The 24,776-nt window shown below is 45.1% G+C and carries 17 protein-coding genes, 1 pseudogene and 1 riboswitch; of the genes and pseudogenes, 2 read left to right on the top strand and 16 right to left on the bottom strand.

The features are described from left to right. Positions 1–73: 73 nt before the first annotated feature. A complete protein-coding gene (locus NDK47_RS04270) occupies positions 74–433 on the bottom strand; it encodes a restriction endonuclease subunit S (protein WP_251873636.1) in 360 nt (119 codons plus the stop codon). Between the two features lie 149 nt (positions 434–582). Here NDK47_RS04270 and NDK47_RS04265 point away from each other — a divergent pair. Then, positions 583–905: pseudogene (locus NDK47_RS04265) on the top strand (transposase); the annotation flags it as partial. A 50-nt stretch (positions 906–955) separates the two neighbouring features. On the opposite strand, the gene NDK47_RS04260 reads toward NDK47_RS04265, so the two are convergent. From NDK47_RS04260 to NDK47_RS04240, 4 genes are all read right to left on the bottom strand, one after another. Beyond that, positions 956–4,354 (bottom strand): ATP-binding protein, encoded by a 3,399-nt coding sequence (locus tag NDK47_RS04260; protein WP_251873635.1) that lies wholly within the window; start codon positions 4,352–4,354, stop codon positions 956–958. Positions 4,355–5,065: 711 nt separating this feature from the next. Beyond that, entirely contained in the window at positions 5,066–6,838 is a 1,773-nt protein-coding gene (locus tag NDK47_RS04255; protein ID WP_251873634.1) for a recombinase family protein, read from the bottom strand. An 829-nt stretch (positions 6,839–7,667) separates the two neighbouring features. Beyond that, positions 7,668–8,231: a transposase gene (locus tag NDK47_RS04245; protein ID WP_171506468.1), complete on the bottom strand. Its 564-nt coding sequence runs from the start codon at positions 8,229–8,231 to the stop codon at positions 7,668–7,670. A 1-nt stretch (position 8,232) separates the two neighbouring features. Beyond that, the gene (locus NDK47_RS04240) at positions 8,233–9,027 is read right to left on the bottom strand and encodes a transposase (protein ID WP_251873633.1); all 795 of its coding nucleotides are present in this window, start codon (positions 9,025–9,027) and stop codon (positions 8,233–8,235) included. Positions 9,028–9,350: 323 nt separating this feature from the next. Here NDK47_RS04240 and NDK47_RS04235 point away from each other — a divergent pair. Then, positions 9,351–10,423 (top strand): IS3 family transposase gene (locus NDK47_RS04235; RefSeq protein WP_251873632.1). Its coding sequence is split into 2 segments (ribosomal slippage): positions 9,351–9,552 and positions 9,552–10,423, totalling 1,074 coding nucleotides; the frame shifts between segments, so codons are not numbered across the junction. 1 nt (position 10,424) lies between these two features. Here the strand turns inward: NDK47_RS04235 and NDK47_RS04230 are convergent. From NDK47_RS04230 to NDK47_RS04185, 11 genes are all read right to left on the bottom strand, one after another. After that, positions 10,425–12,281: a type I restriction-modification system subunit M gene (locus NDK47_RS04230; protein ID WP_251873631.1), complete on the bottom strand. Its 1,857-nt coding sequence runs from the start codon at positions 12,279–12,281 to the stop codon at positions 10,425–10,427. A gap of 336 nt (positions 12,282–12,617) precedes the next feature. Further along, on the bottom strand, positions 12,618–14,582 hold the full coding sequence (locus NDK47_RS04225; RefSeq protein WP_251873630.1) for a C40 family peptidase: 1,965 nt from the start codon (positions 14,580–14,582) through the stop codon (positions 12,618–12,620). 32 nt (positions 14,583–14,614) lie between these two features. Next, positions 14,615–15,022, bottom strand: coding sequence for a DUF6075 family protein (locus NDK47_RS04220; protein ID WP_081105551.1), 408 nt, complete (start codon positions 15,020–15,022; stop codon positions 14,615–14,617). Positions 15,023–15,139: 117 nt separating this feature from the next. Beyond that, positions 15,140–15,559 carry a sigma factor-like helix-turn-helix DNA-binding protein gene (locus NDK47_RS04215; protein ID WP_120117243.1) on the bottom strand — a complete coding sequence of 140 codons (420 nt, stop codon included), beginning with the start codon at positions 15,557–15,559 and terminating at the stop codon, positions 15,140–15,142. A gap of 447 nt (positions 15,560–16,006) precedes the next feature. Then, complete coding sequence (locus tag NDK47_RS04210; protein ID WP_061574125.1) at positions 16,007–16,834, bottom strand: alpha/beta fold hydrolase; 828 nt, start codon at positions 16,832–16,834, stop codon at positions 16,007–16,009. 89 nt (positions 16,835–16,923) lie between these two features. Further along, positions 16,924–19,260: a histidine kinase gene (locus tag NDK47_RS04205; RefSeq protein WP_251873629.1), complete on the bottom strand. Its 2,337-nt coding sequence runs from the start codon at positions 19,258–19,260 to the stop codon at positions 16,924–16,926. A gap of 87 nt (positions 19,261–19,347) precedes the next feature. Next, positions 19,348–19,956, bottom strand: coding sequence for a potassium-transporting ATPase subunit KdpC (gene kdpC / locus NDK47_RS04200; protein ID WP_054819097.1), 609 nt, complete (start codon positions 19,954–19,956; stop codon positions 19,348–19,350). Between the two features lie 32 nt (positions 19,957–19,988). Continuing rightward, positions 19,989–22,019, bottom strand: coding sequence for a potassium-transporting ATPase subunit KdpB (gene kdpB / locus NDK47_RS04195; RefSeq protein WP_017551730.1), 2,031 nt, complete (start codon positions 22,017–22,019; stop codon positions 19,989–19,991). Between the two features lie 13 nt (positions 22,020–22,032). Then, a complete protein-coding gene (gene kdpA / locus NDK47_RS04190) occupies positions 22,033–23,715 on the bottom strand; it encodes a potassium-transporting ATPase subunit KdpA (protein ID WP_120117238.1) in 1,683 nt (560 codons plus the stop codon). A gap of 32 nt (positions 23,716–23,747) precedes the next feature. Continuing rightward, positions 23,748–23,825: a potassium-transporting ATPase subunit F gene (locus tag NDK47_RS27785; protein WP_080612102.1), complete on the bottom strand. Its 78-nt coding sequence runs from the start codon at positions 23,823–23,825 to the stop codon at positions 23,748–23,750. 161 nt (positions 23,826–23,986) lie between these two features. After that, positions 23,987–24,394 carry a hypothetical protein gene (locus NDK47_RS04185; RefSeq protein WP_227277957.1) on the bottom strand — a complete coding sequence of 136 codons (408 nt, stop codon included), beginning with the start codon at positions 24,392–24,394 and terminating at the stop codon, positions 23,987–23,989. A gap of 111 nt (positions 24,395–24,505) precedes the next feature. Next, a riboswitch (cyclic di-AMP (ydaO/yuaA leader) is annotated at positions 24,506–24,667 on the bottom strand. Positions 24,668–24,776: the final 109 nt, after the last annotated feature.

Here is a 24,776-nt window from a genome sequence, read left to right as displayed (position 1 = left end):
TCCTTACAGGATTCGACAATCGTCTGATTCATATATTTAATAAAAAAGGAACGCCATAGGCATTCCCAACTTGTTATTTCAACTGTTGTGCTAAAGTCTCTTTTAATAATTCGATCGCGTTTTCTGCCTTTGAATTGTTCGTTCCTAGTTCACCCCGAAATGCTTTGAAGAGGATGGATTGGGTAATTGTATCTACATTCCTTTGTACTTCAAGATAATGCTCCCAAGTATTACCAATACCTGTAGTTACCTGATAAATAATATTAACTATTTCCTGCTGCTCTTCCAAAGGTGGAAGTAAAATTTCTGCATCCATTAAAGCGGCCTGTGTCAATTTACGCCTTCCTGTTGAGCCTGAAGTTAAAGGGATAAAATCATAGTATGATAGGCAAATATTTAAATAATCTACAGTAATACCGCCTAAAGTTCTCAATGCATGTGCATGATTATTTACCCAAGACTGGAGTCTGTAAAAAATTCTGTGTAAACTCTCAACCTCTAAACTACAATTAGGAGTAGAAAGGTTGGGAGATTTTTATGATGTCAAAAGAGCAGATCAAGCAATGGATCAAAGAGAAAAACATGACGACGTACAGTCAGCGTTAAAGGATCTATTCGCAGACACGATCCAAGAAATGCTGGAAGCTGAAATCGAGTCCTCTCTTGGATACGCCAAGCATGACATGAAAAACAAGCGGACAACCAACAGCCGCAATGGATACAGCAAGAAAACCGTCCGTTCTGAGTACGGGGATGTTGACATCCAAGTACCTCGGGATCGAGAGGGTGATTTTGAGCCGACTATTGTGAATAAACATCAGTCCAATATCACAGGGATCGAAGATCAAATTCTCGCCCTCTATGCCAAAGGCGTATCTACACGCGATATCCAAGACCATCTGCAGCCTTAACCGCCTCAGCATCAATAATACATTTAAAAATTACCTTGACCTGACTAACAAACCTTCAGAACTTCACATATTTTTCCAAAGACTTCCTGAACAGTTTTATCTATTCCCAATTTAGTAAGTACCTCTATATTCTCTAGTTTTCCAAGATTAATACGATATATTCCTCTATTTCTTTCCTGTATTATTTCATTATTTTTAGCAACATATTTCATTTGCTCCTCCGAGAAATCATTAGGGATTAATTCAAAAATATCCGCAATATCAAGACTTTCAATGATCCTCCACAATGGACAAAAAGACATCTGACTACCAACAATTTCACCATTCTTATCAATATCTATCGTGAATTGCAAATCTTTAAAAACAGTTGCAATTGTCTCCAGAGTCGTATCCCTCTTAACTTCCTGGAAATAACTTTGAGCCATTGGTACCAAGTAATACTCAAGATAATCCGCTCGATCTAACTCAAAAAACATCTTAAAATAGATTCTTTCCCAATTAAAATTTTTAAAATAATAGAATCCTATATCCGCTGTAAAGGTGTGGTCAGCCACTATACTTTTTCTCTTTTTTCTTACTCGAAATACTGGCCATTCTTCTCCCGTATTCATCGAATTATAATAATCAATTTTTTCTACCTGCACCAAATTTGTAATAAACAAACCATACGGCATCATAACAAGAAGAATATTGACTAATTCGTACCATTTTCCTCGTTCAACAAACAATCCGCTGTTTACTAATTTTTCAAAATCACGTTCTTCGTCCTCAAAATATAATCTGAAGGCTGCCGTAGATATGATTTCTTCTTTGGTTAACATTGCATTTTCACGATACATAATATCCGGACATACTTCTATAAGAAATCCAATGAATTGTTTTGTGGGTATATCACTACGAATTGACATATTACCAATTAACTGAAAAGTAAAGAACATCGCATACTTATATAGTTCTTCATTTTGTATTAAACTTTGTTCCAGAAACAAAAACGACTCTTCATCTTTCAAAAATTCATGAATATACCAATATTCATCCTTTTCTTCCAATGCTAGTAATTCATTTTTTAAAGACTTACTCATTGCACTATTTCGAATAAAATCATGTAAATCATCTTCCCAGAAATAATTCACATTACCTAAAATATGTTCTTCGTAAACATCAACGATCTCATTATACGCTATTTCTGATTCATCGATTTGAACCTCCTCTTGATCGTCGTCATATTCTTCCGTCCCCGCTGCAGCTTCGTCCAATGAACTCATTAAATCTTCAATTATAGCTCTAAATTCAATTGTATAGGCAATTCCGTACTGATCCAACTGCTTAGGTATTTCGGAACACAAATATTTACAATATTTTATATCGTTTATTTCAGAATAATAATGCAGTTTTTTAATGTAGTATTCTTCCAAATAATATTTTATATCCTCTCCGTAATTAATAAGGAATAATTGATACTCTTCGGGGAAAATTCCCTTAAACTTATTGATTTCAAGAGCACGATCTTCATAACATATTCTGTTGTAATACAATTTAATAATATTGAAGCCATTAAAAGAAATTCCAATCGCAACACACTTTTCTATCACATGAGGATAAATATCAAGATCTGTATTTTTTATTTCTAGATCAAAGTTTCCCAATTGACTATTGATGTGATGTATATAATCTTCAAAAAAGACTTGATACTCGGTTAACTGCTTATTCTCATAACACCATATCAAGTCAAAAAATTGATGAAATGTACTATTTTCTCTTATTTTATCCACGAAGTATTCAAACTCGTTATCATCTAAATAATCAATAAAATCTATTGTTATTTTAGGCATAGATTCAAAATTATCAATACACTTCCGAAATAATTTTCTATACTTCTCCTCTGATAGATCATTAGAGAAATTAGATAATAAATATGCTAATTGATTGTAATAACATATTCCAAAAAATAAAACATCAAAATAATGATCTATATGATGTTTTAAGTAGCTATGTAAATATTCTTGTACTAAAGGGTTTTGAAATTTAATAATAACCCTACTTTCTTCCTCATCTACTAGCGATTTAATAACCGTTCTCTCTAATTCTGAAATGCATTCCTGAAAACTCTTTTTTTCAATAACATTCCCCATTTGATTCAGGCATCTGCTATAAATTTCTTCCAGATGATTACTCTGGATCGGTATTGGAGAAATTAATAAAATAACAGATAATAACTTTGCTTCAGTAGGTAGGCTACTAAATATTGATTTCCAAAAATTTTCCGGACACTCTAAATACCCCCAAAAACTTTCCATGCATTCTCGAGGATGTAGTTCTATATCTACATTCCTTAGGAACATTTCAATAACTCTTGGGTTGAAATTAGCATGGTCTACTATTTCTCTGTGCTTATGAAATAGTTTTTCTGTTTGTTGCCAAGTTAATTTTGACTGCATTAAATGTCCAAAAAAAATCTTAACTTTTTCAACATCTCTATATTGATCCAATCTACATTCAAGCTTATACTTTTCAACGACTTCTTTTAGATCCGCATGTTTTTTAAAACCTTGTTTTAAAATATATTCCCTAGTTGTCAGTATTAAGACGCTGTGATTGTCATCCTTTATTCGTTCAATAATTTTAGCCAACCGCTGCTCATCTTTTCCCGCAATTGAACTTTCTTGAAAAATGCTCCCCCAAAAATCATCAAATACAATTACTTTTTTTCCTTCACTTCGTAACGCTACATAAATATCGTCTACCGATTTAACCCAATAGAAGGCAGCATATCCTTTGTTTCGAATGAAATATCTTCCAAGATGATAGGCAATGGAGGTCTTCCCTACCCCAGGTTCGCCAGAAATAAGAACTACTTTCTTTGCCTCAAGTTTTTTTAATGCAATTTTATATGGTCTGGTCTCCACGAATACTTCTGCTCTTCTTAAAGCTTCCTCGAATTCTCTTGCGGATTCATGTAACAACACACCGTGCAGCGCACTGTTTAACATATTTTTTAAAACATAAGTATTCGGGACCAATAATTTTAAATATTTTTCATGAATCGACTTATACTTGTCTTGCCCGAGCAAATTATTAAAATCTTTTTCACAAAGAATATCATCACTACTTTTTATATAAGGATGAAATAATGCTTTAATTTTTTCTTTTTCAGGCGGTGAAAGATCCGTCGCGATTGTCAAGATATACCTGTCAGGATTTAATTTTTCGACTTTTTCTTTCTCGTTATTTTTGAGATAGCTATATAAGGCGCTCCCACTCTTCCATCTTTTAGCCTGAAGAATAATTCTATTATTTTGGTGAAAGCACCCTCCATCAACCCCTCCATCCTTCCCTTCTTTATACGACTCCAAAAAAATATTATCTCTCATTTGTACAATATCTCTAGACAATTCTTGAAACTCCATAGGTTCTAGTAATTTGTGATAATCATAATTGATCAACATTATCCCTCCATGACGATTGCTCCTTAATTGATAGATAATAGTAGGTCAAATAATATAAACACATATTGTATTATTTTATATCGTTTTGATCTGTATTGCTCCATACACAATATGACTATAAGAAAAAACCGAGGAAACACAGAATGGATAACCTGAATTTCTCTCGGCTCTAATGCAAGCGATTTATGCTTTAGGCATATTATTTAAGTTTAGAGATGCCTGATTTTTGATTGTTTTCAATAACTATTGTGCATTTCAATTAAAGTCATCCTACCCATGAAACCTTTCCCCCAACGACTCTCCATCTTACAGCCCCAAGGCTTTTCCCTCTCTCCCTACCCCCTATCCCCAAATCCTCCCTGCAATTATAGTCGTGATGAGAAACGGGTAAAAATCGAGTTCAGGACGAGCAGAATCGGGGTCAAAAAAGCAATTAAAGTCAGCACGTGAGGGCAGGAAAAGAGCAGGGAAAAAGCTGGGGATAGGAATAAAGAAAATCGAAGGAAATGATCGAGATAGAACAGGAGAAAAACGTTCGAAACCCTTGCCCCGCTTGCATTTCCCTTTCCTCCCCGTCATCAGCTTTCCCCTGCATTTACGGGTCTTGCGACCCTTTTAAAACAGAGAAAAAAGCCGAGGAAAAACAGGAGTGGATACCCGCTTCTCGCTCGGCTGACAGCACGACTCTTTATGCTTTTGTACGACTGTTTATGCTTTGAGATGACTGAAATTGCTTTCTACAACTATTCCCTCACCAACAAAACCACACTCTCCACATGTGTTGTGCTCGGAATAGGAAGGCATTTTCCCCCTTTCATTTCGTAAGGACTTTTTTTGCTTGTGCATCTTGCTATGGATGCTGTTATGAAAGCCTGTTTTATATACGAAGGTCAATTTGTACGGCTCGGGACTACCTTGATCGGGGTTCTCCCCAATAATCACTTTATCGACAATGCTTTCGAATACGTTCCGGTCGAATGCGGTCAGAACTTCATTCGTTTGAAGCACTTTGCGAAAATGTTCAAGCCGTTTCCCCAAGTTAATTTCATCTTGCGCGGATTGCTCCAACTGTTCCTTTTCTTCGAGCAATTTAGTAAGCGAAGTATCGAGTTCCGCATACTTCTGTTCGTAAGTAGCCCTGTCTATTTTCTCATCCAGGCACAAATCAATCAGTTTGCAACGTTTTTGCTCCGTGGCCTGAATATCGCTGATAATTTTGTTCAGTCGCTTTTGATTATTCTGGTCGCTAAACACGGACTCCATTCTTTTCATAAGCTCGTCCAGCACATCCGAATTGTTGCGGCACACCAATTTGTAAGATTCGACAAAAGCACCCTCAATCAGCTTTTCCTCCAAAGCTTTGCTGCGAGAGCAGTATTTCTTCCCTTTTTTCGTGGCTGTCACGCACTGCCAAATCACCTTCTCATGCGGGGTTCCGCTGTGCCAGTTCCGCCGCGAGAGGTTGCTTCCGCAGAAAGCACATTCCAACTTGCTGCTGAAAGCAAATTTCCTGCTGTACTTGTCCCGCTTGCCTTTTGCGCCGCGGCGGCGATTCTCGCCTCTTCGATGCAATATGTCCTGCGCCTTTTCAAAAACTTCTTCGCTGACAATCGGCTCGTGATGATTTTTGACATAAAACTGATCTTCCTCGCCGTAATTGTCCAGTCTTCTCTTGGAAATTGGATCGACGGTAAATGTCTTTCCTTGCAACAAATCGCCTTTGTACTTCTCATTCTTTATGATACCAAGAACGGTTGTGTCCTGCCATTCGACTCTTCCGTACTTGGTTTTATGTCCCGCCTCAGTCAGTTCCTTTGCAATAACGTAAGCGCCGATCCCCGATGTATATCGTTCAAAAATATAGCGGACGATTTCGGCTTCTTCTTGATTAACGGATATCTTTTTCGTATTCACATCGTAATCGTATCCCAAACAACTTTGAAAGCCCACCAGTTCGCCGCGCTTCATTTTCATTTTCAAACCTTTTTTCACGTTGGCGGAGATGTTCTCCACTTCCTGCTGCGCTACGGAACTTAGAATGACAAGCAACAATTCGCCGTCCATCGTCAGCGTATTGATATTCTCGTCTTCAAAAAATACGGCGATGTTTTTTTCTTTCAACATTCGAACGTATTTCAACGTATCCAGCGTGTTTCTCGCAAACCTGGAGATAGACTTCGTGATGATCATATCAATTTTCCCGTCCATGCAATCGTTAATCATGCGTTGAAAATCCTCGCGCTTCGTTACCTGTGTCCCGGTTATGGCTTCATCCGCATAAATATCAACCAGCACCCAGTCGCTGCGTTTGCTTACGAGATCGGTATAATAGGCGACTTGCGACTTGTAGCTGTTCAATTGCTCCTCAGTGTCGGTACTTACGCGGGCATAAGGGGCGACGCGAAGAACATCCGATAACTTTCCGGCGTTGCGATCCGATATTTTCCGACTTGCTTTAATCACTTCCACTTCAAGAGCCATGGTGTTGTCCTCCATTCTTATTTACTCGCTATCAGTTTAATAAGAGATGGGCGGACCGACAAATGTGCGAATCAAGAAGTAAGGTCCGAAATGATGCCGTAATCCCGCATCGTTTTGTTCTTTATCAAATGAAATTCGTTTTCGGTAATCAAAGATAATGCCAGTAGCTGCCTTATCATAGCGATTTGCATACTGTACCGGATGAGTTTATGGTTCATAGCTACCTCCCATTAATCCAGCAAAGCTGAAAAACAGAGATGCGCAACAAACATAACCGCGTGTGCGCATCTCTGTTTCCGCCTCTGTTTTGGTTGCTTCTCTTCCAATAACCCTATCCGGCGGACAGTGGTTAGCCGTCCTCATAGGCTTCAAACCTCTTCCAGGATCGCTGCAAGCCGCCCCCATTGCGCTGAACTGTGGCTGGACGGAAGTATCATTATCCCTCCGCATGGGTCTTCGCCTTAAATGGAACCACCCTTTATGTATTGCATGGGCAAAATCGCTCGCAGTTTACCGCTTCTGATGAAAAAACATGCGAAAATAAGAATTGGCAAAATGGTCGTGGCGCGCCTGCAATTTGGCTATCCTTCCAGGCCATGCGGGGAACGTACCGGATAAGATTGTATTCGGTTGTCAAAGAGCTACGAGGGAGATGTTTTGTCCCTCTACTATCCGCTACATTTTCAGGGCAAAATCGGAACTGGATCGTCTACACTTAGTTGGACAATAAAAATGAGGGCTTGTAGAATAAACCTATCATCCTAAGGAGCGGATCTCTACAATGCCAAAACAACAACGACGTACCTTTACAGCAGAATTCAAAAAAAAACTACGACTGACCAATTAACATACAGTAAGCATTTTCGGCCTGTTCCAGGTACACACTTGGATTCGTTCGGAATCGTCTGCGTTTGGTAGCTTCACTCAAACGAGCAGACCAACGCAGGCGTTCATTTTTAAAATCAAGGTAGTTTACAGACTGAAGTCTACTTAACACATTACTCTGGTGAAGTGCGTCATCGACAAATACGACCATTTCACCACTTCGGAGGATATATTCGTTCCAACTTCTCAGACCCGTCATCCGTCGATGCCGGGTCTTCGTCTGGCGGAAGAAACGCTCATGGTCGTTGTTCGTTCGTGGGACATGCGGATGGTCGTAACACGTAAACAGGCCTTTCCAAAACCCTCGGGAGTAGCTTTTCAGATTTGCAACCATTGGCAAGTCGTCTTTGCTGGTGTACGTCTGTTCAACCCAATCTAACAGATGCTGCATATGAAATCGAACCGTTTCACTTCGTTTATCTATGCTTGGATTCAAGATCCCGGCAACGTGGTGAATCGGTTTGGACCAGCGCATCACGGTAGCATATTGCTCTTCAAAATCATCCAATTTATCGAAAATTCTGATTAGGTTTTTGAGCAGAGAGGGCCCCTTTTTTACTCAGGCATCGTTCGAGGGAAGCCTGAATGGCTCTAGCATTTTCATAAACACGTATGCCCGGTAGATCGAGTGGGGGATTGCCGTCTTCGAGGAGCACAGAACGAATGGCCGCCACGTAATCTTTTGCCACCTCTGCTTCTGTAGAGGCATCGTTTTCGATTCGCTTCTCGACTTCGCGAATACCACGGAGGCTCTTCTTGATTCCTGTCTTGAGCTTGCGGTCTAAATCGACAACAGGCTTTGCAATGTCCTTTAGATAGTGGTATTGGCAGTATTGGTACGGCACGTCCGGCAGTAACGATTCCATGGCCATTCGGATGGATTGTTGACCATCCGTAACGATCCCGATGATGGGAAATCCCAGTTCGATAACAGGCAGGATGAGTTTCTTAAGTTCTTCTGCGGAGCTACTCTTTAGATTTTGTGCAGACAGGATCGTTCCGCTGAATACTTCTCGTATGACATAGAGCGTCTCATTGCCTTTCTCGGGCTGAACACCGTCCATGGAAATCATGATACCGCCACGGTCCTGAACAACTTGCTTGAGTGCTTGCTTGACGTGATCCGTCACGCTAGCGCGGAGCAAGGTAAGATAACGTTCGTACAACCGCTGAGAATTGCGTTCTGACGTGGTTACCCCGCGCTGATTCAACGTTTCCGTAATTTCGCCGATTGTCATATGTTGCTTAAACCGAAGCTGACCAACCAACGCTAGCACGTCAAAACCGTAGGAAGTGTGTTTCATGCTGAGAAGCTCAGCTTCAGCGGATTTGTAATAGGTTCTGGGGTATGAGCAATCTGCGTTGCTGCAAGCATAAGCCATACTCCAAGCTTGGATAACACCGGCAAGTGTGATGACATTCTTTTTCCATGCGGTATGATGTCGCCTGAGTTTCGTGCCACAGTGCGGGCAATGCTGTATCTCTGGCCGAAAGTATATTTTCTTTTCAGGAATGACACGATTCTTGGGTAAAGGCATGAGAAGACCTCCGTCAAATAGGCTAATGACTAACTTCGACAGAGGTCTTGGAAATCCTTGTTAGTTAATTGGTCAGTCGTAGAAAAAAAATGGTAGAACTCTATGAAAACGGAAAATCCAGAGCAGCGATCGTGGAGGAATATGACCTCACAGCCTCCGCTTTAGACCGCTGGATCAAACAAGCCCAAACAACGGGTTCCTTCAAGGAGAAGGACAATCGCTCCTCCGAAGACAATGAGCTGATTGCCTTGCGAAAGGAGAACCAGCGTCTGAAAATGGAGGTGGATATTTTAAAGCAAGCCGCGCTGATCATGGGACGAAAGTAGCTATCATCCAGAACAACCGTGATAAATACTCGGTATCAGCAATGTGCGACGTCCTGCAAATCGCAAGAAGTACGTTTTACTATGAAGCGAAAGAACAAACGAGCGAAGACGATGTCGCCGAAGCGATTGCGGACATTTTCCATAAGAATCGAAAAGCTTACGGTACACGCAAGATTAAAGTCAAGCTCCAGGAACGTGGTTTCGTCGTCTCCAGACGTCGAATTGGCCGGATCATGAAAGAGCAGGGACTTGTTTCTACGTACACCGTGTCGCAATATAAACCCCTTAAGTCCGCGTGTAATGAAGCGTCTACAGCCAATACGCTGAATCGCGAATTCGATCAAACGGAGGCTAAACGAGTCGTTGTCAGCGATCTGACGTATGTGAAAGTTCAGAACCGGTGGCATTACATTTGTGTACTTATCGACCTGTTCAATCGAGAGATCATCGGCCATAGTGTAGGCCCTCATAAGGATGCCGTGTTGGTTTCTCGTGCCTTTGCAACGGTTCAGGGTGATTTATCTCAGATTCAATGGTTCCATACCGACCGTGGCAGTGAGTTTAAAAATCAAAAGATGGATGCACTTTTGGAGACATTTGAAATTGGCCGATCCCTGAGCATGAAAGGCTGCCCCTACGACAACGCTGTGGCGGAAGCGACCTACAAGATTATGAAAACAGAGTTCGTGAACCAGATGAACTTCCAGAGTCTTCGTCATCTGGAACTGGAATTATACGATTATGTTAACTGGTTTAACAAGCATCGGATTCATGGAACACTAGGATACATGACACCGGTTCAGTATCGCCATGCAGCCCTTAAAAATGCTGTCTGATTTACTGTTGACAATCCACCTCACCTTTCTTCTTGCCGGAGGTATACACCCCTATAATATTTTCAGTTTCCCGAGCCGCTGTGTAACCGTCTTGCGAGACAATGAACACGTCATCAGCCATCACATCCTGCCAATAGGCAAGTAGCACCTGATAGACATCATATTTGTCAACCAATGTGATATTTTCAAATTCCTCAAGAATCGCCTCGGCAAGTTCAACAATCAGTTCCTTTATCTTTGTATTAGCGTCTATGTTGCAGAGTTTATCGTTTACACGGCTCTGCCATTTCTCGAATGCGTCGTCGATTCTATCGGCATACTGACTAAACTCGGCATGTGAATAAATCGTGTGACGCACATCGTCCTTCTTGACTATAGGCTGATAGAACCCTTCACGAAGAGGGGCAAACAATACCGATTTCAAGTCGCCGAAAATACTCCAATAGCGCTCCATATTGTCAACGTCATGCGCTGGGATACCACCTTTTAGATGCGCTTCGATATTCTGCAAATCCTCTGGGAGACTGCTATCGATATAGCGCGAGATGTTAAGATTATATCCATTCTTATCTCTAATCTCCTCGATAGGAACGAAACGGGAGTATTTCGGTTCTTCAATCCGTTCTCTGAATGTCGTAACGATTTTATAGATATCCCGCTCACGCAGACGGTTCTTGTTGCCATCTTTAATGTAGTCATGGCTTGCGTCAATCATAAAGATGCCATCGCGCTCGTCTGCTCCTTCCTTGTCAATAACAATAATGCAAGCAGGAATACCCGTTCCATAAAACAAGTTGGCGGGCAGACCTATGATTCCTTTGATGTATCCCTTGTCCACTATAGACTGCCGGATTGTCGCCTCGGCGTTGCCACGAAACAGGACGCCGTGGGGTAAGATTACGGCAGCCTTTCCATTACGTTTCAGCGACTTTAATATATGAAGCAACCACGCGAAGTCGCCATTTTTCTCCGGAGGCCTGTCGCCATATCCGTCAAAGCGACCGTACTCTTTGAGTCCGTCTGTCCAGTTCTTTGTGGAGAACGGAGGATTAGCGACCACAAAGTCAAAACGGCGAAGCGTAGTTTTCTCGTCATCATCCTCAAAAAACTGCGGGTCGGAAAAAGTGCTGTAGTTGCCGGCAATCTCTCCAGAGGCTTTGTTATGCAACACAAGGTTCATTTTAGCGAGACCCGCAGTAGCGATGTCCTTCTCTTGGCCGTAGATGGCCACTTCAAAAGGCGCTTCATCAGCCGCTCTGATAAGCAATGAGCCTGATCCGCATGCCGGGTCGTATACGGATGTGTCTCTTTTTGTCGCCCGGTCAATGCCAATAACCTTCGCGAGAATCCGTGAAACCTCAGCGGGCGTGTAGAATTGTCCTTTGCTCTTTCCGCTCTCAGTCGCAAAGTTGCGCATCAGATATTCATAAGCATCTCCGATGATGTCGTCGCCGTTGGCACGATTACTGGAAAAATTCAGTTCTGGTCTGCGGAATATGGAAATCAGCCCGCTGAGTTTGTCCACCATTTCTTGGCCTTTGCCCAGCTTGGTCTCATCGTTAAAATGAGCGTTGTCGATAACTCCGCGCAATCCGTTTGCTTCAGCGAGTTTGGCAATGACTTTATCCATTTCCTCGCCGATGTTCTTATTACCTATAAGGGCAACCATGTCATCGAAACTGCCGCCTTCAGGAACCTCAATGTCCGCATAAGCCACACCCTTAAACCTGTCGGAAACGTACTTTACGAACAGGATCGTCAGAATATAGTCTTTGTATTGAGAAGCGTCCATGCCGCCCCGTAATTTATCACAACTCGCCCATAGAGAGCTGTAAAGTTCGCTCTTTTTCACTGCCATGTTATTTGTCTCCTAATCTGCTGAACCGCCGTAAATTCTGTTAAGGGCAGATTTATTTTGCCCCCGACGACAATGAGGGGGCTAAGGTCATCCCCTGAATTATCCATGAAGCAACCCTTGCCTATGCTTCTACATTTTACAACTTGGGCTTGGTGGCACCGAAAGTTGAGTAAGTACGTAAATTCGACAGCCTTAAATTAAATTCCTGCAATTTATCCACTAAAAAACGAACCCGCGCTTGGAAGAAGCGCAACGAATGATTCGATAAACTTCGTTATAGTACCAAGGTTGGAGAATTCCTAACAATAGTAATAACAAGCCGATTCCACCAGGCAATCATTTTGAGCCTACAATGTGAGGCCTGCCAAACAGCACTTGTTTATCCGAATCGAACAGCCCTCGATAAACCACTTGTCCCCGAGTGGAGGAAGCGTCCACTACTTTGCCGTCTCCCGCATAAATGCCGACATGAGTAATATCCATGAATCTGCCATTACGCTCGTAGCTCCAAAACACAAGGTCACCTGGAACCAAGTCGGCCGCGCTTACTGTCAGACCATTCTCCACGCAAAATCTGGCCTGCTCCGCAGCGGTTCGCGGCAAGCTGATACCCAGTTGACGATAAACCCATTGGACGAGATAGCTGCAATCCGTAAAGTGGTCCTGACCGGCCTTTGGTTGGCTGTACGGATCGCCTAGACGAGTCAGCGCCAACTTGACAGCTTCACTGCCCAGTTCCCCTTCGGGCAATTGCTGTTGAACCAAATCAAGCTGCTCCGGCGTCAAGCCAATATCCGCATCTTTTCCAAGTATCGCAAACATAAGCGGGCGGAACTCCTCGGACAGCATTTCCTTCATTAATTCTATCTGTTCATTTGTAAAGCGGTATATATCTGCCTGTTGCTCCGCAGTATGGCTAGTGACGGTAATATGCAAAATGCGCTCATATCGGGTAATCGTCTCTTCGCTGGTGCTCCCGTCCTCATGTTCTACCGTAACCGTTTCCTTATGTTCTACCGTTTCAACACGAGATTCCAGCGAATTCATATCCCAAAACACCGATCGGATGATACCGATTCTTGTTGCATCAAGCGTGGCCACATCCATTCCGTTTTCCGCATCCGTGACGGTCTTCACGGCAAAGACGGCGATAATGTCCATCCAGTTATCAATTCGAGTGTTGTCCGCGCTGCCGGGATAATGAAATTCCACCCGGTCTACATTTCCAGCGGATCGCTGTAATTCTGCCAGCCGGGCGGCAAATTCATCGTCTATTTCCTGAACGATTCGGGTAAGCGGCTTTACATCGGCATCCGTATTTTCAACTGACACAAAGATACCGAAAGGAGAGGAAATAACCGCCGCGCTCACCATGACAATGCACAAAACTACAATTACCGAACCGCTGATCCCCAAAAGCGCCGTCAATCCATTGACAAGCAAGGCGGTGGCTCTTACAACCATTTTAATGATAAGGCGATTCAATCTCGCGATGGCTCGCGCGGTTTGAATGGATCGGTGGGCAGACATCGCCATCTGCGCAGCCCGCTGTGCTTCATTGACGGCATTCATTTTCCCTTCAGTTTGGGCATCCGAATGATTGTTAACGTGCTCTAGCCGATGCCCATTTTTTATAAATGGCGATAATGTCTTAAAATTTCGTACTTTCCGTTTGATCGTATAACCTGATTGTTTTGATATAGCAGAGGGGACTCGGGTTAACGGTTTCACGCGTCCATTTGCTGAACGAGATACCGCGCCGGAGAATGTTTCCTTCTTCCCGGCCGGTTTTGGATGTCCGATATCCCGTTTTTGCATCCGTTCAGGAAAGCTGCCTGTTCGAGAACAATGCAGAAGCCGGGCATTGACCCGGCTCCGTATAAAACGTTGTTTTCCTGAATGCGAGCCAGAAGACAAGACGTATTTTCCATTAACCGGCTTACGGAGACGTATGCTACGGGCAAGTCGCGGTGTACGCGCAATCGAAGACTCCGCATTAACATCAATCGGGCTCTGACTTGTGACAGAATCACCATCTGGCAACGGCCGCCTTTTTAGAATGTGCCGGATCAATCTCTTGTTGATACGCAGACTCATCCCCATTTGGGCACGAATCGTTTTTTTCGTAGCCGCTGCGGAATGGCGCTGCGCATATTCAACTGGAGACGAGGAAGTCGTCTTGTCATTCTCAACTTGCCGCTTGACACGATCGCTTGAACGCCTTACACGATGCAACACGTTTGGGAATCTGTCCAGACGTTTGATGTCTTTAACAACACTCCTCGTTTTAATTTCCTTCATCGTCCCATTCCACTCCCGTCGTTGGCAGCCATTCAGCGAATTTGTTCGGCCAGCCGATTGATCGTTCTCTCGTGACTTCGGCAATATTCGGGATAACGAAGACGAATCGCTTCAAAAAAGTAGGGGGCATAGCTGCAATCGAATAATTCGTGGGGAGTGGAGTAACGTTCGCCGCCTGCTTCGGTCCAGCCGTTCCATAAATTAAAGGCGAGCCGACACACTCGAATGGAACTGCCGGTTTGCCAAGGGGCCGAAAGACCTTCGGGCTTAATGCCGCTATTGGAAAAATCATACAAATCGCGGATATAACTTCTGGTTTCCCGGGAAATGCCCAATGTATAGAAAAGTGCCCGATGGTACCCGTCGTTGCATTTCCTTTCATCCAGCATCTGAACATAAAATCTCTCGTGTTCCTCATCTCGAAATCGAATCGAATGCATCGCTACAAACCCCTTTCATGGAAAATGAGCGGCTGGTTGCAACCAGCCGCTGACTGAACATGGTCCTCTATATAACAGTTCATTTTGGCAGGAAAATCGGACCCTCCGACGAAACAATTACATGTTTTTGAGCAAGTATTCCATTTGTTTCAAGCCTCTTTGGATAGATTTACGAACCGCCCGCTCATCGACATGCTCGGCTCTGGCAATAGCGACTTTGCTCATGCCCAAGAAATAATGGGCATAGATCCGTCTGGCGGATTTCACCGGCAATTGGCACATAGCTTCATAAAGTTGCTGCCGTGAAAGTTTGCGCTCGTAATACTCCTCCGGTGAAATCGAAAGAAATAAAACATGCTGCTCAATCCCGTCATTGCGATCAAGCGAAAAATAGGCCCGATGGCGATACGTTCGCAGCCTGTAGGCGCTTTCTTCCAAGTCGAAGCGGCGGATTTCATGGGCAACTTCTTCATCTACATCGACCCATACATCCGTCTTAAAAAAAGGATACATATTCCGCAAATTCATCTTTTTCATTCAAGTCCCTCCATTTTGGTTTGTTGGCAAACCAAAACAGAGGGGGGAGAACGACAGCCAACGTTCCATTTCAAACGTTTGTTTATTTTTCGTGAAAAACAAAAAAGACCTTGCCGCAGAGCATTCCAACACTCCATTGCGACTAAGTCTGAAAATGATATCCATCGTTGATGTGTTAGAAACCGTACTAGTAGGACAGACACATAAAGAGACCGCTGCCTGACATTGCAGGCATCTGAGAGCACATAATATCAGCTCCATCTCACATGGCAACACCGCTGCGAGAAGAAAGATAGTCTGTTTTTATGTTGGTGCTGTCATACGTTTTTTGTCCAAACGCTCCTTTTCATCTCGAACTCAGCCGGTTATAGGTCATTTGTTCGATGAAATTGAACTTACAAAACGACATTTTTTGGCGCCGTGAATAAACTCCTTTCAAAAGGGGACTTAATACCCTTGCATATAATTGTTAGCACCTTTGTTCAAATGATTATCCTCTAAAAAGCATTGGACAATCTCATTAAATCGTTGTGGTTGGCACAAGTTGCTTGGGTTACAGGAATCCTCAATGACTTGTAAACGAGCATTGGACAACAGCCCTGCAGTTTCATTCATTTGCCTGATAACTGGATAGGAATGGTCCCCCGCAATACAAAGCGCGGGCACTTTAATTTGCGGCAAGAACGGGGTGAAATCAATCCCCCTGACCGCCAGACGCTGTTTATACCATTCTCCAGATCTTTTTTGCAGCATTCCTTTTCGAATTGCACGATAAGCCAAGTCCCACTTATAATAAGTGATCTTCATCGAGCGTAAAAAGAATTCACCTGGCAAATAATACGAGAGCGAACTGATGAGATCGATCATGGAGACGAATTTGCCAAGCATAGTTGTCCTGACATTTATACTCAAGCAGTCTGAAATCACGATTGCGCTTACTTGGTTTGGATACAAATTCGAGAATTTCTGAGCAATGATTCCACCATAGGAAACGCCAACAATTACAGCTTTTTTAATTCCCAAATACCCCAGGAGGAGACTTAGATCCTCACACTGGGTTTCTATAACTCTTCCAACCGGAACTTTCAAATTTCCAGACTGTCCGTTTCCTCTCAGATCAAGGAACACAGTTTGATACGATTGTTTAAAATAATTTTTTTGAATTTCAAACATTTCATGTGTTAGTCCAAGACTATGAATAAAGACGAGGGATGTTCCTTGACCACAAACTTCATAATATAGCGAAGTTCCATTCACTTTCCAAAGTGGCAACATTCCCAACTCCTTTTCGTTAACATCTATTAACTTTTTTCCATTAACTATCTGCTAAAACGTAATTATTTTTCATGAGACGATAAGCTATGTTACCCTTCATCTTGATAATAGCAAGCCTCAATATCCGCAATCACCAACACATCCATATGGCGTCCATAACGCAGAATCGGCCTGATTACGGATCGTTTCCATATTTTTTCCCACAAGGTCCGCTTCGATTGCCCGACAATCATCTGCGTACTTTGGATATCGTTGGCTTTATTCAGCAAAAGGTATGGAATCTGCCTTCGGCTCCGGGCAAACAGCATCATAAACTTACCGCCCAACCGCGCTGTCAAGTCTTCCAGCACTTTGATGCGTTTTTTCAACTCATCAGCAACCTCAGCATGATCGTGAACATACGTTACAACCCAGTCAGCCTTCAAACGATAAGCAATTCGAAACCCCCGCCTGATTAAGCGCTCAGCATTGGTGCTTAATGTTACCCCGACGAAGACCGTCTCCTGCTTTCTCAAAGGTCCGCGAAGCGAATCGTTTCTTTCCCAGGCTTCCAATCGTTCGTCCACATCGTCAGCGATTTCCCGTAGCGCCAATTCACGCAAAGCAATCAAATTGCCCGTTCGGAAGAAATGATTCAAGGCCTGATCCACTTTATCTAGCGCATAGATTTTTCCTTCCCGCATTCGTTGCTGCAGCGTTTTTGGATCGACATCAATGAGCTCGACTTCATCGGCCATGCGCAACACGTGGTCGGGGAGGGTTTCCCGAACTCGCACGCCGGTAATCTGTTCAACCGCATCGTTCAAACTTTCCAAATGCTGTACGTTCATCGTCGAAATAACGGAAATGCCTGCGTTCAAAATGTCTACAATATCTTCGAATCTTTTTTTGTTTTTACTGCCGGGCACGTTCGTATGTGCCAGTTCATCCACGAGTACGACTTCCGGATTGCGGCGAATGATGGACTGGACGTCCAGTTCTTCCAGATTCGCTCCACGATACTCCAACTTCGCCCGCGGGATCGTTTGCAGCGAACCGACTTGCGCTAACGTTTCTTTTCGTCCATGCGTTTCGAGAAGTCCGATGACGACGTCAATGCCTTTCTTCTGCAAATCGTTCCCCTCGCGAAGCATCGCATACGTTTTCCCGACCCCGGGGGCGGCGCCGATGAGCACCTTGAATCGTCCTCTCCGGATTTCCCCTATTTTTCGCTCCACTTCCTGATCGCTTAGCCTGCGGTAGCGATCATCCGACCGACCTTCCGTCAGCATTTTGGTCGGCAGTATCCGCTCTCCTTCCTTTTCAGCACGATCCGCAACGAAGTAGATATCCGTATGTCTCGATTTTTTAAGGATGCCGTTTGTAATCGATCCCCGCCACAGCTCCTGCCAGCGATTTAGCTTGGAATGGCCGAGTACAATTCTCGTTACCTGATGCAAGGTTGCGTAACGAGCCAACATGCCGGGAAGCTTCCGTCTACTTGCCAAGGTGAGTTCTTCGAATTTAGCTCCTATTTTATCGGCCAATTTCAAGAGGGAACGCTTAAATGCAGTTGCTTCGCGAGACAGCATTTTTTTCGGATGGACAAATGTGACGATCATCAAATCTCCACCCAAGCGTTTGGCAATTTGTTGGCCGCGGCGGACATGAATGGATCCGTTCCAATGGTATTGCGCCGAGACGAGAATGCGTTCCGCTACTCCGGAAGGCCCGGTTAAACCTTGCTCCATGCGGTATTTTTCGTGGGAATCGTTCACATCTTCCGCCACTAGCCGCAAAGCCAGCTCCCGTAATTTTCCGATGTTGCTTCGCTCAAACAACATGGGCGAGGAGTCACCGTTGACATGCCCCTCCTCCAGCCGTTTCAGTATCGTTTCCGGCGATACGTCGATCAATTGGACTTCATCCGCCATCTCCAATGTGTTTGCCGGGACGGTTTCCTCCACCACGACACCGGTCCATTTTCTCGCCAGTTCCGTCGCGCCGTCGAGTTCGTACACGTTGACGGTTGTGATTACGCTGATGCCATGATTCAGCAAAAATTGGATGTCATCCAGACGTGTCGGAAACTGTGCTCCTTCCCGATTGCGATGGGCAAGCCCGTCAACTAATACCACTTCCGGATTGCGTTTGACCAGCGCCTCGAGGTTCAAGTCCTTACGCTCCATTCCATCCTTGATCCAGTGAATGCTGGGTACACGTTCCAAGTCTCCGAGTTGCTCCACCGTTTCCGGCCGCTGTCTTGTCGAAACCGCACAAATGACGGCATCGATTCCCTGCTGCTTCAAATGCTGACCTTCCTGAAGCATGTGGTACGTTTTACCCGAACCGCTGACCGCGCCGATATAGATTTTGAGCCGACCACGGTGTAGCTTGGAAATGGAGTACAGGATTTCTTCCGGCGTCTTCCTGCGAAAACTTCCCACTCTTGTTCCCCCCTTGCGCAAGCTCTTTACTAAAATGCGATAACCCCGCCTATTTGGCCATAGGCAGGGCTCGCAGATGATATTTAACTATTTCATAAGTTCGCGCAGCGCGATGTTCAATTTCAACACATTGACTCTTGGATCCCCGAAAATCCCCAAATCCCGTCCTTCGGTATGTTCTTGTACCAGTTTCTCGAGCTCGCTCGAAGACAAACCGGTCAACTTGCTGATACGCGGAATTTGCACGTTGGCGGATTCTGGCGTAATATGGGGATCCAGCCCTGAACCGGAGTTCGTGATTAAGGCAATCGGCAATTGGCTAACAGGAACGTCCGGATTGTTTGCCTTCCACGCTTCAACGGATTCTTCCGTCCTTTTCAGCAAGTCCGGGTTCGATGGCCCGTAATTGTTGGAACCGGAGGCTTCCGCTTTGTATTCAATGCTGGAGACCCGGCCTTGAAAATATTTTGGATCGGTAAAGTTTTGCCCGATTAATTCGGAACCGATGATTTCTCCGCTGCTGCTTTTGATCAAACTGCCGTTAGCCTGATCTGACATCAAAAGTTGCGCGATGCCGGTGCAAACGAGCGGATACACAATTCCGCATAGCAATATGAACAACAAACTGAGCCGAATCATGGAAAACAAGTAAGATCCGCGGGAAAGTCCCTGAACATGCTGCTCTGAATGATTCATTCCATTTCAATCCTCTCTGTATTCCGTTTCAACTACACCCATAAGTGAACGACCATGTCGATCAATTTAATCCCGACGAACGGCGCGATGACACCGCCCAATCCATAAATAAGCAGGTTCCGGCTGAGCAATTGGGCGGAACTCATCGGTTTGTAGGCAACGCCCTTCATGGCCAACGGAATAAGCAACGGGATAATGATCGCATTAAACACAAGCGCCGACAAAATGGCCGACATTGGTGATCCGAGTCCCATTACATTCAATACGTTCATTTCCGGAATCGCCTGCATGAACATGGCCGGGATAATGGCAAAATATTTGGCGATGTCGTTCGCCACGCTGAAGGTGGTCAGAGCGCCGCGCGTCATTAGCAGTTGCTTGCCGATCGCTACGACTTCAATGATCTTCGACGGATCGGAGTCAAGATCGACCATGTTGGCCGCTTCCTTGGCTGCCGTCGTGCCGCTGTTCATCGCAAGTCCTACATCCGCCTGCGCGAGTGCCGGGGCATCGTTCGTTCCATCTCCGGTCATGGCTACCAGCTTACCGGCCGCCTGTTCCCGCTTGATCACGGCAATTTTGTCTTCCGGCTTGCTCTCGGCGATAAAGTCATCCACCCCGGCCTCTCGTGCGATTGTCGCTGCTGTCAACGGGTTGTCTCCTGTACACATGATCGTTTTGATTCCCATCTTTCGCAACTGATCGAAACGCTCCCGCATGCCGGGCTTCACCGTATCCTTCAAATAAATGAGTCCGTAAATTCGATTGTCGACGGCAACGGCGAGCGGCGTTCCGCCCTCCGATGCGATCGCGTTCCCTTTTTGTTCCAAATCGGTGGGAATAACCCCTCCTTGTGCACTGACCCAAGCCTTGACTGCGTCAACCGCGCCTTTGCGAACTTTTCGTCCATTCGGCAAATCGATACCGCTCATGCGAGTTTCCGCTTTAAATTCTATGAATTCCGCACCTTCAGCCGCATTCGTTGGATACGTATACCCTTCTTTTTTCATGAGTTCGAGTACGGATCGGCCTTCGGGTGTTTCATCCTTCACTGAACTGACGGCTGCCCATTCGGCTACCGTCTCTACGGTCGTATCCCCAACCGCGATGAACTCGCTGGCCATCCGGTTCCCAAACGTGATTGTACCTGTTTTGTCCAAAATCATCGTATCGATGTCGCCTGCCGCTTCCACCGCTTTCCCTGACATGGCCAGTACATTGAAACGGGTTACTCGGTCCATCCCGGCAATACCGATTGCGGATAATAAACCGCCGATCGTTGTTGGAATGAGACATACCAGCAGCGAAATCAGAACGGGAATCTCCAATTTGATTCCAAGATAATCGGCCATCGGCGCCAATGTCACCACAACGATCAGGAAAATCAGGGTCAGGCTGACAAGCAGGGTATTCAGCGCGATTTCGTTTGGCGTTTTTTGTCTCTTTGCGCCTTCGACTAATGCGATCATCCGATCGATGAACGATTCGCCAGGGTCGCTTGTAATCCGTACGGTTATCCGGTCGCTAACGACCCGCGTGCCGCCGGTTACCGAACTGAAATCGCCGCCTGCTTCTTTGATGACAGGAGCGGATTCGCCGGTAATGGCTGACTCGTCCACGGAAGCGAGCCCATCAATGACCTCCCCGTCACCCGGAATCATCTCCCCTTGCGAGACAATTACAACATCGCCTTTGCGCAGTTCCGTGGACGGAACCACCTTCACGCTGTTGCCGGTCACTTTATTGGCCATGATTTCTTTTTTCGTCTTCTTGAGAGTGTCGGCCTGCGCTTTTCCTCTGCCCTCAGCCAATGCCTCGGCGAAGTTGGCGAACAGCACGGTAAATAGCAAAATTAGAAAAACCGCCAGATTAAATCCAACTCGTCCTTCGGTACCGAAGTAGCCCGGAAACAACGTCATTAACAACACGACGAACGTTCCTGCTTCGACGACAAACATGACCGGATTTTTCATCATGACAACCGGATTTAATTTGATAAAGCTGTCCAAGATCGCCTTTTTGACAATCTCTCCGGACAACATGCTTCTTCGTTTCGTATTCATGATCTCACCTCTTCTATTTCAGGAGCGTCAAATGTTCTGCGATCGGACCGAGAACAAGGGCGGGCAAAAAGGTCAAAGCTCCGATAATCAGTACGATACCGACGAGAATACCCGTAAACAATTTGGTGTCCGTGCGGAACGTTCCGATCGTTTCCGGAACCCATTGTTTCGCCGCCAGAGAACCGGCTACGCCGAGCAATGCCACAATGGAAACGTACCGTCCGAACAGCATGACAAGTCCCGTAGAAACGTTCCAGAACGTTGTGTTGTCAGCCAAACCTTCGAAGCCGGAACCGTTGTTCGCGGCGGAAGACGTATACTCATAAAGCACCTGCGATATGCCGTGGAAGCCGGGATTGCTGATGGCCCCTTTCCCCAAGTCCGTCAAAAAGGCAATGGCCGTAGGCGCAAGAATAATAAGCGGGTGAGCGAGAATCGCGATGGCAACCAGTTTCATTTCTCGAGCTTCAATTTTGCGCCCCATAAATTCCGGCGTGCGGCCGACCATCAATCCGCAAAGGAAGACACCCAATATTGCGTACATAAGCATGTTGACCAAACCGACGCCGTCGCCACCAAACACACAGTTCAGCATCATTTGCGCCAGCGGGACGAGACCGCCCAGCGGCGTCAACGTATCGTGCATGTTATTGACCGAACCTGTTGTAGCCGCAGTCGTAACCGTTGTAAACAAAGCCGACTGCGCTATACCGAACCGAACTTCCTTGCCCTCCATGTTGCCTTGCGAAGCGTCGATTCCGAGCGCATTCAGCGCTGGGTTCCCTCGCAGTTCCGATGTATAAACGATGGACAGGAAGGAGACAAACAAGATGAGCATCGCGCTGAAGATCACCCAGCCCTGTTTTTGATTTCGCGCGAATCTGCCGAACGTATACGTCAGCGCGGCCGGAATGCACCACATGGACAACATCTCGATAACATTGGTTAGCGGATTCGGATTCTCAAACGGGTGCGATGAATTGACGCCCATAAATCCCCCCCCGTTCGTTCCCAAGTGCTTGATCGATACGAGGGAAGCTACCGGACCGATCGCGATTTGCTGCGTCCCGCCTTCAAGCGTAGTCGCTTGAACGGTCGGACTAAGCGTTTGCGGCACTTTCAACGCAACTAGTGCCAATGTCACGATGATCGCCATCGGGATAAGCAAACGGGTGTGCGCTTTGACAAAATCGGTGAAGAAGTTGCCGAGCGTTTTCCCTTTGCTTGTCAAACCGCGAATGAACGCGATCGCTACGACGATGCCGGATGCCGCTGATGTAAACATCATCATCATAATAACAGCCATTTGCGAAAAATAGGACAGACCCGTTTCGCCGCTATAGTGCTGCAAGTTCGTATTCGTCATGAAGCTGATGACCGTATTGAAAGAAAGCGTTGACTCCATGTTATCGATGCCGTTCGGGTTGATCGGCAGCCATTTCTGGATGCGTAAAATCAAATAACTGACCGCCACCAAAATAACGTTGGTCAATATCAAGCTGAGCGTGTATCGTTTCCAGCTCATTTCAGCGCGGTTTTTCAAACCGGTCAGTCCGTAGATCAACCTTTCAATCGGTCCGAATATTTTGTCGGTCCGGTTGGGTTCATTGGAAAATACATGAAAGATGTATGCCCCCAAAGGTTTGACCAAAAAAACTAAAATCACAATGACCGCTACCAGTTGCAAAATGGCCATTTCATGCCCTCCTCAAACATATACAGATCATATTAAAATTTTTCGGGATTCACCAAAGCAAAAACGAGATATAAAAAAATCAAAACCGTAAAAACAGCAACTATTATCATGAGCGTTCTCCCCCCGATTCACCTGCAACTCGTCCGCACCAAGCTAAAAATAAGCAAAACAATCCATATACGCCACCTAGTGTTAAAATCATTGCGATATCCATCATGAATGATCATCCCTCCCTTCAAGCATGTACCCGGTACGTTTGCCTGATATGGATTCAGCTTTCGTTATCAAGCAGAAACGAAACATCATCGCTGCGGGTGTAAATGACATAGCTAGCGCCAAGTCCTTTGTAGATGAGTCTTGCATTGTTGCTGCCGGTGATGATATAGATCGGCTTGCCTGTCCAGGATCGGCAGATCTGAATGTATCGGCAAATCAAGGGCAAACTTGACTCAAACAAGTACACCTTCCCTACCGGTAACTCTGGAATGAGCCAGGTTTCCCGGTCTACAGTATCGACCATTAAGATGTGCTTGACGCCCAAATGTGTCAATCTCGACTTCTCTGTTTCATTATTGGTAATCGCTGCATAAGTTATTCCTTTGATTCGCAACGCTTTAATAAACTGCTCCCCGGTTTTGTTGGGCGCAGAGACGAGTACAAACTCATCTTGAGCTTCCATAGCCAATCTCCTCCATCCTGGTACAGGCAACAAAAAAGAAGCTTTCGGAAGAGGAACTCTTCGTCAGCTTCTTAGGCACGAAAAAACACCGTGTCTAATCACGACAATTGTTGCCTCTCTTAAAGACGCTTACGAGGTTAGCTGTCGGATTCGGGCGTAAGAGTCGCCCTACGCCGGATTTACCGGCGATTCACCCCATGAAGCCGACAAGACCGGCTTCGATTGGTTCCCCCGCTCCTTCGTGTTAATTGAAGAATTCAGCGATTGAAACGATGATTATCATGTTCACGAAACACCACAGAGGCATAAGCACTGTGGTCGAAACTTACGATCACAAGCTTCATCATCCTCTCTCTACAAGGGCCACACTTTTGAAAAGAGC

It is taken from the genome of Brevibacillus ruminantium, assembly GCF_023746555.1.
In the GTDB taxonomy this organism is placed as follows: Bacteria; Bacillota; Bacilli; order Brevibacillales; family Brevibacillaceae; genus Brevibacillus; species Brevibacillus ruminantium.
This window is presented reverse-complemented; position numbering and strand designations above follow the sequence as displayed.